We start from the raw sequence: 13835 nt of genomic DNA, 5'->3' as shown, positions 1-13835 counted from the left end.
CTGGTCTTTTTTGTTAGTGCGCCGCAAAAACCGCTTTAGCGGCAAACAGGCCGTTGAGCGCCGCCGGGAAGCCGGCGTAGACCGCCATCTGCATGATCACTTCCGTAATCTCCTCTTGTGTCAGGCCGACATTTAATCCTGCGGCAATGTGTACTTTCAGCTGTGGCGCGGCGTTACCCAGCGCGGTGAGCGCGGCAATAGTAGCGATTTCCCGGCTGCGTAAATCGAGCCCCGGCCGGGCGTAAATATCGCCGAAGGGGAACTCAATCAGATAGCGGGCGAAATCGGGGGCGATATCCTGCAGGCTGTCGACGACGGCTTCCCCGCCGTGGCCATCCACCCGCTGCAGCATTTCCTGACCGGTGATATAACGTTCGCTGGACATCATTTTTTCCTCTCTGTGATGAAGCGTTGAGAGGAAGGGTAGGGAAGTGTGCCGGACTTGAGTAATACCCTTTTCGTGATACCTTTTCAGTATGACAACTTCGCGATTACATTCCCTGGATATTCGCCTGCTGCGCGCCTTTGCCGTGGTGGCGGAGGAAAATAACATCAGCCGGGCGGCGCAGCGGTTATTTATCTCGCAGCCGCCGCTGACCCGCCATATCCGCCATCTGGAAGCGCAGCTGGGGGTGACGCTGTTTCAGCGCCACAGCAAAGGCTTGATCCTGACCGACGCGGGAAGAGAGGTGCTGGAGATGATTCGACCTCTGCTGGCGCTCCAGGAACGCACGCTGGCGGCATTGAGCCAGCTCTCCGCTCACTCGCCGCAGCCCTTGCGTCTGGGATTGACCACCGCCTTTGAACAGGGCATTTTCGCCGCCGTTGAATCTGCGCTGAGCGATCATACCCGCACGTTGCATATTACCCGCCACGCCTCACCGGCACTGGCTCAGCAGGTACGCAAAGGCAAACTCGATGCGGCGCTGGTCGCGCTGCCGCTGAATACTGAAGGGCTGCACCTGCATCCTTTGCCGTATCAGGAGCCGCTCATCGCGGCATTGCCTGTCTCCTGGCCGGAAGCCGCCAGACCAGCGTTAACGCTACGCGCGCTCAATCATCGGCCGCTGTTCTGGTTTAAACGCGAGCGCAATCCCGATTTCTTTGACTACACGCGACGTATTTTTGACCGGGCTGGCTATACCCCCGCTTACGTGGAAGAGCCTGCCGAACATGATGTGCTGCTGGCGCGTATTGCGCGTGGGGAAGGCATGATCCTCCTGCCGGCGTCCTTTTCCGCGATCCAGCGTCAGGGGGTGGTGTTCTGTCCTGTCGCTGAAGGCGACAACATGCCGTTAAGCCTTGGGGTAGTCTATGCGCCTCACCATGCGGAATCCGTGCAGCAATGGCTCTCACTGCTGGATGATCACCTGACGACTCGCTAGTCTCAGGCTGAACATTGTGCTACCCCATATTGACTGCAGAGCGAGCTCTTTCGGCTGGCAAAGCGGCGGAAGATGAATTTTTTTCATTTTTGAGGCTTATTCCTCACTCTTTACGCAGATTTTTCTATTGACGCCCGCGCGCTTTTCCGTCATTTTTACATCTGGACGTCTAAACGTATAGAAGTTCGCAATATAACAGCCATTACATGCGATTGATGAGGTAAGGTATGAGCTTTTTTCACGCCAATCAGCGGGAAGCCCTGAATCAGAGCCTGGCGGAAGTCCAGGGCCAGATTAATGTGTCTTTTGAATTCTTTCCGCCGCGCACCAGTGAAATGGAGCAAACCCTGTGGAAATCCATCGATCGCCTGAGCAGTCTGAAACCGAAGTTTGTTTCGGTAACCTATGGCGCGAACTCTGGCGAGCGCGATCGCACCCACAGCATCATCAAAGGCATTAAAGAGCGAACTGGTCTGGAAGCCGCGCCGCACCTGACCTGTATCGATGCCACTCGTGATGAGCTGCGTACTATCGCTCAGGATTACTGGAACAACGGTATTCGCCATATCGTCGCCCTGCGCGGCGACCTGCCGCCGGGCAGCGGTAAACCGGATATGTATGCCGCCGATCTGGTGACGCTGCTGAAAGAGGTGGGCGATTTTGATATCTCTGTCGCCGCGTATCCTGAAGTGCATCCGGAAGCGAAAAGCGCACAGGCGGATTTGCTGAACCTGAAGCGTAAAGTCGAGGCGGGCGCCAACCGCGCGATCACCCAGTTCTTCTTCGATGTGGAAAGCTACCTGCGTTTTCGCGATCGCTGCGTCTCGGCGGGCATCGACGTGGAAATCATTCCGGGTATCCTGCCGGTCTCCAACTTTAAACAGGCGAAAAAGTTTGCGGATATGACCAACGTCCGTATCCCGGTGTGGATGTCGAAAATGTTCGAAGGGCTGGATAACGACGCCGAAACCCGTCAGCTGGTGGGGGCGAATATCGCCATGGACATGGTGAAGATTTTAAGCCGGGAAGGGGTAAAAGACTTCCACTTCTATACCCTGAACCGCGCCGAGATGAGCTACGCCATCTGCCATACGCTGGGCGTGCGTCCGGCCTGAGTGCTTGCCGTTTCGCGCAGCCTGTGGACGACGCGTCCGGCAGATAAATATAAAAAAACACCCGGCTGATGCCGGGTGTTTTGCTCTGGTTTATTCCCATTCCTGCAGGAAGCGCTGGCCGTATTGGTCGGCCACCAACAGCGCGGCGTAGACCTGGTCTGAATCGACGCCGCCCGGCATATTATGAATGGTTTCGCCTTCAGCGCAGGCGGCTTCCGCCACCAGGCGCATTTTGGTCGGGATATCACCTTTGATATCCAGCTGCGCCAGGGTGATCGGCAGCCCAACGCTGTGGCACAGCGCGGCGACGGTCTCTATTTCGTCCACCGGCGCATTTTCCAGCACCAGCTGCGTCAGGGTACCGAACGCCACTTTTTCCCCGTGATAATAGTGGTGGGCGTCAGGGATGGCCGTCATGCCGTTATGAATCGCGTGCGCCGCCGCCAGGCCGCCGCTTTCGAAACCCACGCCGCTCAGGTAGGTGTTGGCTTCCACCACTCGCTCCAGCGCCGGGGTGACCACGTGCTGTTCGGCGGCCAGCATCGCTTTTTCACCCTCTTCGAGTAAGGTGTTGTAACACAGCTCGGCCAGCGCCAGCGCCGCCTGAGTGCATTTCCCGCCCGCCATGGTGGTGGCGCCGCTACGGGAGCAGGCGCGGGCTTCGAACCAGGTGGCCAGCGCATCGCCAATCCCGGCAGCCAGCAGGCGGGCCGGTGCGCCGGCAACAATCTGCGTATCGACAATGACCATGTTGGGGTTGTGCGGCAGCATCAGGTAGCTGTCGAACTCCCCTTCGTCGGTGTAAATCACCGACAGCGCACTACACGGCGCATCGGTGGAGGCGATGGTGGGGGCGATCGCCACCGGCACATTCATAAAGTGAGCCAATGCTTTTGCGGTATCCAGCGTTTTACCACCGCCGATCCCCAGCACGGCGGTGCACTTCGCGCTGCCGGCGATATCGCGCAGGCGATTGATTTCATTATGCGAACACTCACCGCCAAACGGCGCGATTTCGGCCGCCAGGCCAGCGTCGGCCAGGCTTTTACGCAGCATCTCTTCCGCAAACCCCAGTACGAACTTATCGCCGACTACCAGCCAGCGTTCGGCCAGCGGCTTCAGATAGTCGCCGAGGCGCTTGATGGCGCCTGCGCCCTGAATGTATTTGCCTGGTGATTGAATAATGCGATCCATTTCGATTCCTCCTCGATGACCGTGCTGCCGCCCGCAGGCGACTCGCAGGTCCGGTTACAGGTTCAGCGTGCCAAAGGCGTTATTCCAGTCCTGTTCAAACTTCTCTATGGCTGACTCTACCGCAGGGGTGCCGAGCATTTGTTGCGCTACATCTAATGGAAGGGTGATGGCTTCGCAACCGGCCAGCAGGCAATCCAGCGCCTGACGGGGCGTTTTGAAGCTCGCCGCCAGCACTTTGCTCTCGGGCGCATGCATTTCCAGCAGTGATTGCAGCTCCTGCACCATGCGGATGCCGTCCCCGCCCTGGGCGTCAACGCGGTTAACGTAAGGCGCGACGTACTTTGCGCCGGCCAGTGCGGCCAGCAGGCCTTGCGAAGCGCTGTAGACGGCGGTGCCAAGAGTCGGGATGCCTTCCTTCTTCAGCATTTTGATAGCGGCGAGGCCTTCGGCGGTCACCGGGATTTTGACCACGATGCCCGGCACGGCGTTGCTCAGGCGTTTAGCTTCTTCCACCATGCCCAGCGCATCGCGGCTCATGGTCTGCGCGAAGAGGGTGCCCTCCGGACCGATGGCTTTCTGCAGGCGTGGGAGCACGTCCCATACCGGGGTTTTACCGGCGGCGATAATGCTCGGGTTGGTGGTTACCCCGGCCAGCGGGTAAATACGGGCCAGGCGTTCCACTTCGGCGACGTTGGCGGTATCCAGATAGAGTTCCATCGTGTTTTCCTCAATGCTTAATTCGATATTGTCGTTGAGGTAAGCATACGGCTTTCGTTCGAAGGACCGCCAGATGACAAATTTGCCAAAAACTGGATAAATGTACGCATCACGATTAAGGATGATTTAGATCACATTTATCGGCGATGGTGGGTTGTACAGCAATAAAGGCGCGCACAAAAGTCAGGTTTAACACACAAAAATCTAGTTTTGGGCCGGAGACGATATCTCCGTCAACTGGCTATGGTACTGACGGCGATATTCAGACGGCGAGCGCTCCGTAGTTTTGCGGAACAGGCGGCAGAAATAATTGCTGTCGGCGAAGCCGCAGGCGTGGGCGATATCTTTCACTTTCATATCGTGGCCCTTCAGCAGCATACGGGCCTGTTCAAGACGAATATGGTTTAGATATTCATTGAAGCCCATTGGCCCGCATTTCTGGAACAGGTGAGAAAGATAGTTGGGGGAGAGATAGAACGCCTGGGCCACCGATTCCCGGCTCAGCGGCTCCGCGTAATGGACGTCCATGTACTGGCGGATCGCCTCAAACAGCGCCTGGCTGCGCGAGGAGGTTTGCGCCTGGCTGCCGAGAAGGTCATGGCAGTGGCTGAGCAGGCTGACGACAATGCTGCGGGCGGTTCGCTGCTCCTGCGGCTGCATCCGGAGCTCATTGAGCGCCTGCAGCAGAAATGAACCGACGCGCGGCCCGCGGCGCAGCGCCTGCCGCTTTTCGACAACGGTTATCGCCTTGCCATTCCAGTGCTGCAGCGAGCACTCCAGCCGCTGCTTATCGAACAGGAGACTTAACAGCAGGCAGGGCGCCTGCCACTGGGGGCAGTTCCAGCTATCGCCAGGGATATAGAGCACGTCGTTCGCCTCAAGAGGGCTGGCGTTTTTGCCGAGTGCCCGGTCGGGCAACTGCCCATTGAGGATGATGTTCAGACGGGGAAAATCAACCTGCACTACCGGCTCAGCAGGCGAGCGCATCTCGCCGGCAAAATAGACCCGGCCGATACCATTCTGTTTTTTTAGGAATGAATCAATAAGTTGATTGATATCGTTGTCCATCATTCTTCCGTTCAGCGCATCACCTCTTTCATCATACCGGACATTTTTCCAGCGGTAAAAGCGCTTGCCAGTCACGCTTGCTTCCCAGATAAGATATGTTATATCGTAACAATTTGTCGCCATTGATAGCAAACTCAGGAGAGAGTAATGACCAGAAAGATCCCCCTGCTGGCCTTTGGATTCGGCATGGCGTTAGCCAGCGCCCAGGCGTTTGCCCACGGCAATCATAACCATGGCCCGGCGTTAACCGACATCGAGCGTCAGGCCAGCGAAGGCATTTTTGCCGATAAAAATGTGCAGGACCGCGCGCTGAGCGACTGGGAGGGCGTCTGGCAGTCGGTAAACCCGTATCTGCTCAACGGCGACCTTGACCCGGTGCTGGAGCAGAAGGCGAAAAAGCCCGGCGGCAAGAGCGTCGAGGAGTATCGCGCCTATTATAAGAAGGGCTACGCCACCGATGTGGAGCAGATTGGCATTGAAAATGATGTGATTGAGTTCCACGTTGGCGATGTCGTCAACAGCTGCAAATACCGCTATTCAGGCTACAAAATTCTGCATTACGCCTCCGGCAAGAAAGGCGTACGTTACCTGTTTGAGTGCCAGCAGGGCAATGCCAACGCGCCGAAATTTGTGCAGTTCAGCGACCATATTATTGGCCCGCGTAAATCGCAGCATTTCCATATTTTCATGGGCAATGAATCACAGGAGGTGTTGCTGAAAGAGATGGATAACTGGCCGACCTATTATCCATATGCGCTGCATAAAGAGCAGATCGTTGATGAGATGCTGCACCACTAGAACAGGTGAAAATCCCCCGACCGGGCGGCCGGGGGAGAGAGGCTTCGATTAGCCGGTGTTACGCATACCGGCGGCAACGCCGGCGATGGTGACCATCAGCGCTTGTTCAACGCGCGGATCCGGGTCCTTGCCTGCTTCTTCGGCCTGGCGTGAACGGTGCAGCAGTTCCGCCTGCAGGACGTTCAGCGGGTCGGTATAGATATTACGCAGCTGGATAGACTCGGCGATCCACGGCAGGTCGGCCATCAGATGGGAGTCATTGGCGATGGCCAACACGACGTTGATGTCGGCAGCCAGCAGCTTACGCAGCTCGGTACCCAGCGCCCACAGCTCCGGCTTCACCAGGCGCTGATCGTAGTACTCCGCCAGCCACAGGTCGGCCTTCGAGTAAACCATCTCCAGCATGCCAAGGCGGGTGGAGAAGAACGGCCAGTCGCGACACATCGCTTCCAGTTCACTCTGTTTTCCACCTTCGACTACCTTCTGCAGCGCGGCGCCAGCGCCCAGCCAGGCCGGTAGCATCAGGCGGTTCTGGGTCCAGGCGAAGATCCACGGAATGGCGCGCAGCGACTCGACGCCGCCGGTCGGGCGACGTTTTGCCGGACGCGAACCCAGTGGCAGTTTGCCCAGCTCCTGCTCCGGAGTCGCAGAGCGGAAGTAAGGCACGAAATCTTTGTTTTCACGTACGTAGCCGCGATACATCTTGCAGGAGACGTCGGACAGCTCAGCCATGATGTCGCGCCATTCGGCTTTCGGTTCCGGCGGCGGCAGCAGGTTGGCTTCCAGAATGGCGCTGGTATATAGCGACAGACTGCTGATGGTCACTTCCGGCAGGCCGTACTTAAAGCGGATCATCTCGCCCTGCTCTGTGACGCGCAGGCCGCCTTTCAGGCTTCCCGGCGGCTGCGAGAGCAGCGCCGCGTGGGCTGGCGCGCCGCCGCGGCCGATGGAACCGCCGCGTCCGTGGAACAGCGTCAGTTCGATACCGGCTTTCTCACAGGTTTTGATCAGCGCGTCCTGCGCCTGGTACTGCGCCCAGGAGGCGGCCATCACGCCAGCATCTTTGGCGGAGTCAGAATAGCCAATCATGACCATCTGCTTGCCCTGGATAAAGCCGCGGTACCAGTCGATATTCAGCAGCTGAGTCATGACATCGTTGGCGTTGTTCAGGTCGTCCAGCGTTTCGAACAGCGGGGCCACCGGCAGAGCAAAACCAATCCCGGCCTCTTTCAGCAGCAGATGAACCGCCAGCACGTCGGACGGCGTTTTGGCCATCGAGATCACGTAGGCGGCGATCGATCCGCGCGGCGCCTCGGCGATCACTTTGCAGGTATCGAGGACTTCGCGCGTCTCTTCGCTTGGCTCCCACTGACGCGGCAGCAACGGACGTTTGGAGTTCAGTTCGCGGATCAGGAAAGCCTGTTTGTCGGCTTCTGACCAGCTTTCGTAATCGCCGATCCCGAGGTAACGGGTCATTTCGCCCAGCGCTTCGGTATGGCGAGTGCTTTCCTGACGGATATCAATACGCACCAGCGGTACGCCGAAAGACTTCACGCGGCGCAGGGTGTCGAGCAGTTCGCCGTTGGCGATAATGCCCATGCCGCAGGCCTGCAGCGATTTATAGCAGGCGTACAGCGGCTCCCACAGCTGCTCGTTCTGAGTGATCAGTCCTGCCGGTTTCGGCAGCTTCTGACCTTTCAGGCGCGCTTCCAGCCAGGCCTGGGTCTCCATCAGCTGAGTGCGCAGTTTCTTCATCAGATAACGGTACGGTTCCTGAGCGCCCTCGGCGCCAGCCAGCGCGCGAAGTTCGTCGGTACACTCCACCATCGACAGCTCGGAGATCAGCACCTGCACGTCTTTGAGGAACAGATCGGTGGCTTTCCAGCGGCTGAGCAGCAGCACGTGGCGGGTGATGTCGGCGGTCACGTTCGGGTTGCCGTCGCGGTCGCCGCCCATCCACGAGGTGAAACGCACCGGGACAAAGTCCACCGGTAGCTGATAGCCAAGGTTGGCTTCCAGCTGTTCGTTCAGCTCGCGCAGATAGTTAGGCACCCCTTCCCACAGGCTGTTTTCCACCACCGCGAAGCCCCATTTGGCTTCGTCGACCGGAGACGGGCGGTATTTACGGATCTCGTCAGTATGCCAGGACTGGGCGATCAGCTGGCGCAGACGGCGCATCAGCTGATGGTGTTCGTAGTCGGCGATGTCTTTATTGTCCAGTTGCTTGAGGCAGCTGTTCACTTCCACCATTTTATGGATCAGCGTCCGGCGGGTGATCTCGGTCGGGTGGGCGGTTAATACCAGCTCCAGAGACAGAGATTCCACCGCTTTTTTGATGGTGTCTTCGTTGAGATTGGGTTGGTCTTTGAGCTTTCTCAGGGTACGCGCAATGACTTCCGGATTGCTGGCCGCTTCGCCATTCGGCGAAATGCTGTGGTACTGCTCAGCGGTGTTCGCCAGATTAAGAAACTGGCTGAAGGCACGGGCAACCGGCAGCAGTTCGTCGTTAGACAAATTCTGCAGCGTGGTCAGCAGCTCCTGGCGGTTAGCTTCGTTGCCGGCGCGTGAAGATTTGGACAACTTACGGATAGTTTCGACACGATCAAGAATATTTTCTCCCAATGCATCCTTGATGGTATCGCCCAGCACCTTGCCGAGCATACTGACATTACTACGCAATGCGGAATATTGTTCGTTCATGTTACCCCAGACACCCCATCTCATTTTATTTTGTTATATCCGCTGCGCTGGAACGTGAGCAACGGATAAGCAACCCGTCTTTTATAAAGCCACGTAAATACCCCCACGTCAATTACTGCGAAATCGCTTCAGCAAACGAGTAAATCGCCGTAATTTGCGAAATTTAATTCAGGGGTCGCTGGATAAGCATCGCTTATGGAAATGTGACGATCGTCACCGTTCCGCCCCGGGAGAACGGGGCGGAAAAAGAGGGCGATTTTAGTGCCAGCAGAAGTGGTGGACGACCTGGCTAATCAGCTCCCGGGTCGGCTTGATAAAGCGCGTCTCCAGATACTCGTCAGGCTGATGGGCCTGGTTGATGGAGCCTGGGCCAAGAACCAGCGTCGGACACAGCGTCTGGATAAACGGCGCTTCGGTGCAGTAGTTCACCACGTCGGTCTGCGCGCCGAGCAGTTTCTCAACCACCTGGACCAGCTTATGGTCCGGCGGGCATTCGTAGCCGGGGATCGGCGGGTGCAGCTCTGAGACCGTCAGGCGGCCCGGCCAGCGCTCACTGACGGGCGCCAGCGCTTCGCCCAACAGACCATTAAGATCGTTGAGGGTCATCCCCGGCAGCGGGCGGATATCCATATGCAGTTCGCAGCAGGCGCAGATACGGTTTGAGGCATCGCCGCCATGGATAGCGCCCAGGTTGAGGGTTGGGTAAGGGACCGTGAACGCCTCGAAGTGGTAGCGCTCTTTTAGCAGATCGCGCAGCTGCATAATGCGGCCGATGGCGTCGTGCATAAGCTCAATCGCGTTAACTCCGCGTGCCGGATCGCTGGAGTGGCCGGACTGGCCCTGAATACGGATCGCGTTGGACATATGTCCTTTGTGGGCGCGGATCGGCTGCAGGGAGGTGGGCTCGCCGATGATGGCGCAGTCCGGGCGCAGCTGGGTGGTTTCGGCAAAATAGCGCGCGCCGGCCATGCTGGTCTCTTCGTCGGCGGTGGCCAGAATATACAGCGGTTTTTTCAGCGTGGTGACGTCGACATCGCGCAGGGCGTCGAGAATAAAGGCGAAGAAGCCTTTCATGTCAGCCGTGCCGAGGCCGTAGAGCTTGTTATCGTATTCGGTGAGGGTGAACGGATCCCGCGTCCAGCGGCCATCATCGAATGGCACGGTATCGGTATGCCCGGCGAGCAGCAGACCGCCGGCGCCGTGTCCGGTGCTGGCCAGCAGGTTGAATTTATGGCGCGTATCCGGCACCGGCTGTATCTCAACATTGAAGCCGAGATCGCGGAACCAGCCTGCCAGCAAATTGATTAAAGACTCATTGCTTTGATCGAGAGCCTCTTCGGTCGCGCTGATGGACGGTGTGGCGATCAACGCGCGGTAAATCTCGATAAAGGGCGGTAAATTGTTTTTCATTGTTGACACACCTTGGGTCGTGATAGTATCAATATTCATGCATTTATTGTGAATAAAAATACAATATCGTTGAGCGTAAGAAAACCCATCGAATGTAAGGAGATGCGCTTCCAATGTTAAATACGCTGATTGTGGGTGCCAGTGGTTATGCCGGCGCAGAGCTGGTGACCTATATCAATCGTCATCCGCATATGAACATAACCGCTTTGACGGTCTCCGCGCAAAGCAATGATGCGGGAAAATTAATTTCCGACCTGCATCCGCAGCTCAAAGGCATTGTCGATATGCCGCTGCAGCCGATGTCCGATATCAGCGAATTCAGCGCTGGCGTGGACGTGGTGTTTCTCGCCACCGCGCACGAAGTGAGTCACGACCTGGCGCCGCAGTTCCTTGCCGCCGGCTGCGTGGTGTTCGATCTTTCCGGTGCCTTCCGCGTTAACGATGGGGCGTTCTACGAAAAATATTACGGTTTCACTCATCAACATCCCGACCTGCTCAAACAGGCGGTGTATGGTCTGGCGGAGTGGAGCGCGGATGCGCTTAAAGAAGCGCAGTTAATCGCGGTGCCTGGCTGCTATCCGACGGCGGCGCAGCTGTCGCTGAAGCCGCTGATTGAGGCCAATCTGCTGGATCTGAACCAGTGGCCGGTGATCAACGCCACCAGCGGGGTGAGCGGCGCGGGTCGCAAAGCCGCGATCGGCAATAGCTTCTGTGAAGTGAGCCTGCAGCCATACGGCATATTTAACCATCGCCATCAGCCGGAGATTGCCAGCCACCTCGGGGCAAAGGTGATTTTTACCCCGCACCTGGGTAATTTTAAGCGCGGCATCCTTGAAACCATTACCTGCCGCCTGAAGCCGGGCGTTGGCCACGCGCAGATCGCAGCGGTTTACCAGAAAGCTTACGCCGATAAACCGCTGGTACGTTTATATGATAAAGGCGTACCCGCATTGAAAAGCGTCGAGGGTCAGCCATTCTGTGATATCGGTTTTGCCGTGCAGGACGACCATCTCATCGTCGTCGCGGCTGAAGATAACCTGCTGAAAGGCGCCGCAGCGCAGGCAGTGCAGTGCGCGAATATTCGTTTCGGCTTCGCTGAGACGCAGTCTCTTATTTAAGGTGTGATGATGAACCCATTAATTATCAAACTCGGCGGCGTATTACTCGATAGCGAAGAGGCGCTGGAGCGCCTGTTTACCGCGCTGGTTAACTACCGTGAAGCGCACCAGCGCCCGCTGATTATCGTCCATGGCGGCGGCTGCGTGGTGGATGAGCTGATGAAGCAGCTTAATCTGCCGGTGAAAAAGAAAAATGGCCTGCGGGTTACGCCTGCCGATCAGATTGACATCATTACCGGCGCGCTGGCGGGAACCGCCAACAAAACGCTGCTGGCATGGGCGAAAAAACATGGTATTTCCTCGGTAGGCCTGTTCCTCGGCGATGGCGATAGCGTGAAGGTCACGCAACTGGATGCCGAGCTGGGCCATGTCGGGCTGGCGCAGCCGGGCTCCCCGGCGCTGATCAACACCCTGCTGGCGGGCGGTTACCTGCCGGTGGTGAGCTCTATCGGGGTGACCGATGAAGGCCAGCTGATGAACGTCAATGCTGACCAGGCGGCGACAGCGCTGGCGGCCACCCTGGGGGCGGATCTGATCCTGCTGTCTGATGTCAGCGGTATCCTCGACGGTAAAGGACAGCGCATTGCCGAGATGACCGCCGAGAAAGCGGAGCAGCTGATCGAGCAGGGCATTATCACTGACGGCATGATTGTTAAAGTGAATGCGGCCCTTGACGCCGCACGTGCCCTGGGCCGTCCGGTGGATATCGCCTCCTGGCGTCACGCCGAGCAGCTGCCAGCGTTATTTAACGGCACGCCGATCGGCACACGTATTCTGGCTTAAGATTTCATGCCCGGCGGCGCGTCGTCTGCCGGGCTTACAGACTGTAGGCCGGGCGGCACAATGCCGCCGGCAGAACTAACGAATAAAGGAAGCATGTTATGGCACTTTGGGGCGGGCGTTTTACACAGGCAGCAGATCAACGGTTCAAACAGTTCAACGACTCGTTGCGCTTCGACTATCGTCTGGCGGAGCAGGATATCGTTGGCTCTGTCGCCTGGTCGAAAGCGCTGGTAACGGTCGGCGTTCTGAGTGCCGCTGAACAGCAGCAGCTGGAAGAAGCGCTGAACGTGCTGCTGGAAGAGGTGCGCGCCAATCCGCAGCAAATCCTCGCCAGCGATGCCGAAGATATTCACAGCTGGGTGGAAGGCAAGCTGATCGATAAAGTGGGCCAGCTGGGCAAGAAACTGCACACCGGGCGCAGCCGTAACGACCAGGTCGCCACCGATCTTAAACTGTGGTGCAAAGATACCGTTGTCGAACTGCTGTCGGCGAACCGCCAGCTGCAGAGCGCGCTGGTGGAGACCGCCCAGCATAACCAGGACGCGGTGATGCCGGGGTACACTCACTTGCAGCGCGCGCAGCCAGTGACGTTCGCACACTGGTGTCTGGCCTACGTTGAAATGCTGGCGCGTGACGAAAGCCGCCTGCAGGACGCGCTGAAGCGCCTCGACGTTAGCCCGCTGGGCTGCGGCGCGCTGGCGGGGACGGCGTATGAAATCGACCGCGAGCAGCTGGCCGGCTGGCTGGGCTTTGCCTCTGCCACACGCAACAGCCTCGACAGCGTTTCCGATCGCGACCATGTGCTGGAGCTGCTTTCCGATGCGTCTATCGGCATGGTGCATCTGTCGCGCTTTGCTGAAGATCTGATTTTCTTTAACTCCGGCGAGGCGAACTTCGTCGAACTTTCTGATCGCGTGACCTCCGGCTCCTCGCTGATGCCGCAGAAGAAAAACCCGGACGCGCTGGAATTAATTCGTGGTAAATGCGGCCGCGTGCAGGGCGCGTTGACCGGCATGATGATGACGCTGAAAGGGCTGCCGCTGGCCTACAACAAAGACATGCAGGAAGATAAAGAGGGGCTTTTCGACGCTCTGGATACCTGGCTCGACTGTCTGCATATGGCGACCCTGGTGCTGGATGGCATCCAGGTGAAGCGCCCGCGCTGTGCGGAAGCGGCGCAGCAGGGCTATGCCAACGCCACAGAACTGGCAGATTATCTGGTGGCAAAAGGCGTTCCGTTCCGTGAAGCGCACCATATTGTTGGTGAGGCGGTAGTCGAAGCCATTGCGCAAGGGAAACCGCTGGAAGCGCTGCCCCTGGTCGATCTGCAGAAATTCAGTCCGGTCATCGCAGACGATGTTTATCCGATTCTGTCTCTGCAGTCCTGCCTCGATAAACGCGCAGCGAAAGGCGGCGTTTCGCCGCAGCAGGTGGCGCAGGCTATCAGCGACGCAAAAGCGCGCCTGAGCTAATTCTCTGGCATCCGCCTCTCTGAACCCGGCCGAGCCTGATGACGCCGGGTTTTTTATGCAAAAAAAAAGCGGACA

The 13835-nt window shown here is 57.9% G+C and carries 12 protein-coding genes; 6 read left to right on the top strand and 6 right to left on the bottom strand.

Annotated features, from left to right (window positions below; genetic code table 11):
* Positions 1–13: 13 nt before the first annotated feature.
* Positions 14–385 carry a carboxymuconolactone decarboxylase family protein gene (locus DTA24_RS27455; protein ID WP_008807865.1) on the bottom strand — a complete coding sequence of 124 codons (372 nt, stop codon included), beginning with the start codon at positions 383–385 and terminating at the stop codon, positions 14–16.
* A gap of 91 nt (positions 386–476) precedes the next feature.
* On the opposite strand from DTA24_RS27455, the gene DTA24_RS27450 reads away from it, so the two are divergent.
* Positions 477–1385 carry a LysR family transcriptional regulator gene (locus DTA24_RS27450; protein WP_123837151.1) on the top strand — a complete coding sequence of 303 codons (909 nt, stop codon included), beginning with the start codon at positions 477–479 and terminating at the stop codon, positions 1383–1385.
* A 227-nt stretch (positions 1386–1612) separates the two neighbouring features.
* Entirely contained in the window at positions 1613–2500 is an 888-nt protein-coding gene (gene metF, locus DTA24_RS27445; protein ID WP_008807863.1) for a methylenetetrahydrofolate reductase, read from the top strand.
* 90 nt (positions 2501–2590) lie between these two features.
* Here metF and gldA read toward each other — a convergent pair whose 3' ends face one another.
* The 3 genes from gldA to DTA24_RS27430 form a co-directional block, all read right to left on the bottom strand.
* On the bottom strand, positions 2591–3694 hold the full coding sequence (gene gldA, locus DTA24_RS27440; protein ID WP_016162055.1) for a bifunctional L-1,2-propanediol dehydrogenase/glycerol dehydrogenase: 1104 nt from the start codon (positions 3692–3694) through the stop codon (positions 2591–2593).
* 54 nt (positions 3695–3748) lie between these two features.
* Complete coding sequence (fsa, locus tag DTA24_RS27435) at positions 3749–4411, bottom strand: fructose-6-phosphate aldolase (protein ID WP_012543262.1); 663 nt, start codon at positions 4409–4411, stop codon at positions 3749–3751.
* 204 nt (positions 4412–4615) lie between these two features.
* Entirely contained in the window at positions 4616–5602 is a 987-nt protein-coding gene (locus DTA24_RS27430; protein WP_022064623.1) for an AraC family transcriptional regulator, read from the bottom strand.
* Positions 5603–5626: 24 nt separating this feature from the next.
* Between DTA24_RS27430 and zinT the strand changes: the two genes are divergently transcribed.
* Complete coding sequence (gene zinT, locus DTA24_RS27425; protein ID WP_071583302.1) at positions 5627–6277, top strand: metal-binding protein ZinT; 651 nt, start codon at positions 5627–5629, stop codon at positions 6275–6277.
* A gap of 48 nt (positions 6278–6325) precedes the next feature.
* Here zinT and ppc read toward each other — a convergent pair whose 3' ends face one another.
* Both ppc and argE read right to left on the bottom strand, forming a co-directional pair.
* Complete coding sequence (gene ppc / locus DTA24_RS27420) at positions 6326–8977, bottom strand: phosphoenolpyruvate carboxylase (RefSeq protein WP_008807858.1); 2652 nt, start codon at positions 8975–8977, stop codon at positions 6326–6328.
* Positions 8978–9235: 258 nt separating this feature from the next.
* Positions 9236–10387 carry an acetylornithine deacetylase gene (gene argE, locus DTA24_RS27415; protein ID WP_032734002.1) on the bottom strand — a complete coding sequence of 384 codons (1152 nt, stop codon included), beginning with the start codon at positions 10385–10387 and terminating at the stop codon, positions 9236–9238.
* Positions 10388–10500: 113 nt separating this feature from the next.
* On the opposite strand from argE, the gene argC reads away from it, so the two are divergent.
* The 3 genes from argC (at position 10501) to argH (ending at position 13760) form a co-directional block, all read left to right on the top strand.
* Complete coding sequence (argC, locus tag DTA24_RS27410) at positions 10501–11505, top strand: N-acetyl-gamma-glutamyl-phosphate reductase (RefSeq protein WP_123837150.1); 1005 nt, start codon at positions 10501–10503, stop codon at positions 11503–11505.
* 6 nt (positions 11506–11511) lie between these two features.
* Positions 11512–12288 (top strand): acetylglutamate kinase, encoded by a 777-nt coding sequence (gene argB / locus DTA24_RS27405; protein ID WP_086070891.1) that lies wholly within the window; start codon positions 11512–11514, stop codon positions 12286–12288.
* Between the two features lie 98 nt (positions 12289–12386).
* Complete coding sequence (gene argH / locus DTA24_RS27395) at positions 12387–13760, top strand: argininosuccinate lyase (protein WP_012543258.1); 1374 nt, start codon at positions 12387–12389, stop codon at positions 13758–13760.
* Positions 13761–13835 lie beyond the last annotated feature (75 nt).

Source organism: Klebsiella sp. P1CD1, from assembly GCF_003790505.1.
Taxonomy (GTDB): Bacteria; Pseudomonadota; Gammaproteobacteria; order Enterobacterales; family Enterobacteriaceae; genus Klebsiella; species Klebsiella variicola.
This window is presented reverse-complemented; position numbering and strand designations above follow the sequence as displayed.

What these genes read in the sequence shown, in the direction of transcription:
- DTA24_RS27455 (WP_008807865.1), bottom strand. Translation starts at nt 385, where the DNA reads ATGTCCAGCGAACGTTATATCACCGGTCAGGAAATGCTGCAGCGGGTG.
- DTA24_RS27450 (WP_123837151.1), top strand. Translation starts at nt 477, where the DNA reads ATGACAACTTCGCGATTACATTCCCTGGATATTCGCCTGCTGCGCGCC.
- metF (WP_008807863.1), top strand. Translation starts at nt 1,613, where the DNA reads ATGAGCTTTTTTCACGCCAATCAGCGGGAAGCCCTGAATCAGAGCCTG.
- gldA (WP_016162055.1), bottom strand. Translation starts at nt 3,694, where the DNA reads ATGGATCGCATTATTCAATCACCAGGCAAATACATTCAGGGCGCAGGC.
- fsa (WP_012543262.1), bottom strand. Translation starts at nt 4,411, where the DNA reads ATGGAACTCTATCTGGATACCGCCAACGTCGCCGAAGTGGAACGCCTG.
- DTA24_RS27430 (WP_022064623.1), bottom strand. Translation starts at nt 5,602, where the DNA reads ATGGCGACAAATTGTTACGATATAACATATCTTATCTGGGAAGCAAGC.
- zinT (WP_071583302.1), top strand. Translation starts at nt 5,627, where the DNA reads ATGACCAGAAAGATCCCCCTGCTGGCCTTTGGATTCGGCATGGCGTTA.
- ppc (WP_008807858.1), bottom strand. Translation starts at nt 8,977, where the DNA reads ATGAACGAACAATATTCCGCATTGCGTAGTAATGTCAGTATGCTCGGC.
- argE (WP_032734002.1), bottom strand. Translation starts at nt 10,387, where the DNA reads ATGAAAAACAATTTACCGCCCTTTATCGAGATTTACCGCGCGTTGATC.
- argC (WP_123837150.1), top strand. Translation starts at nt 10,501, where the DNA reads ATGTTAAATACGCTGATTGTGGGTGCCAGTGGTTATGCCGGCGCAGAG.
- argB (WP_086070891.1), top strand. Translation starts at nt 11,512, where the DNA reads ATGATGAACCCATTAATTATCAAACTCGGCGGCGTATTACTCGATAGC.
- argH (WP_012543258.1), top strand. Translation starts at nt 12,387, where the DNA reads ATGGCACTTTGGGGCGGGCGTTTTACACAGGCAGCAGATCAACGGTTC.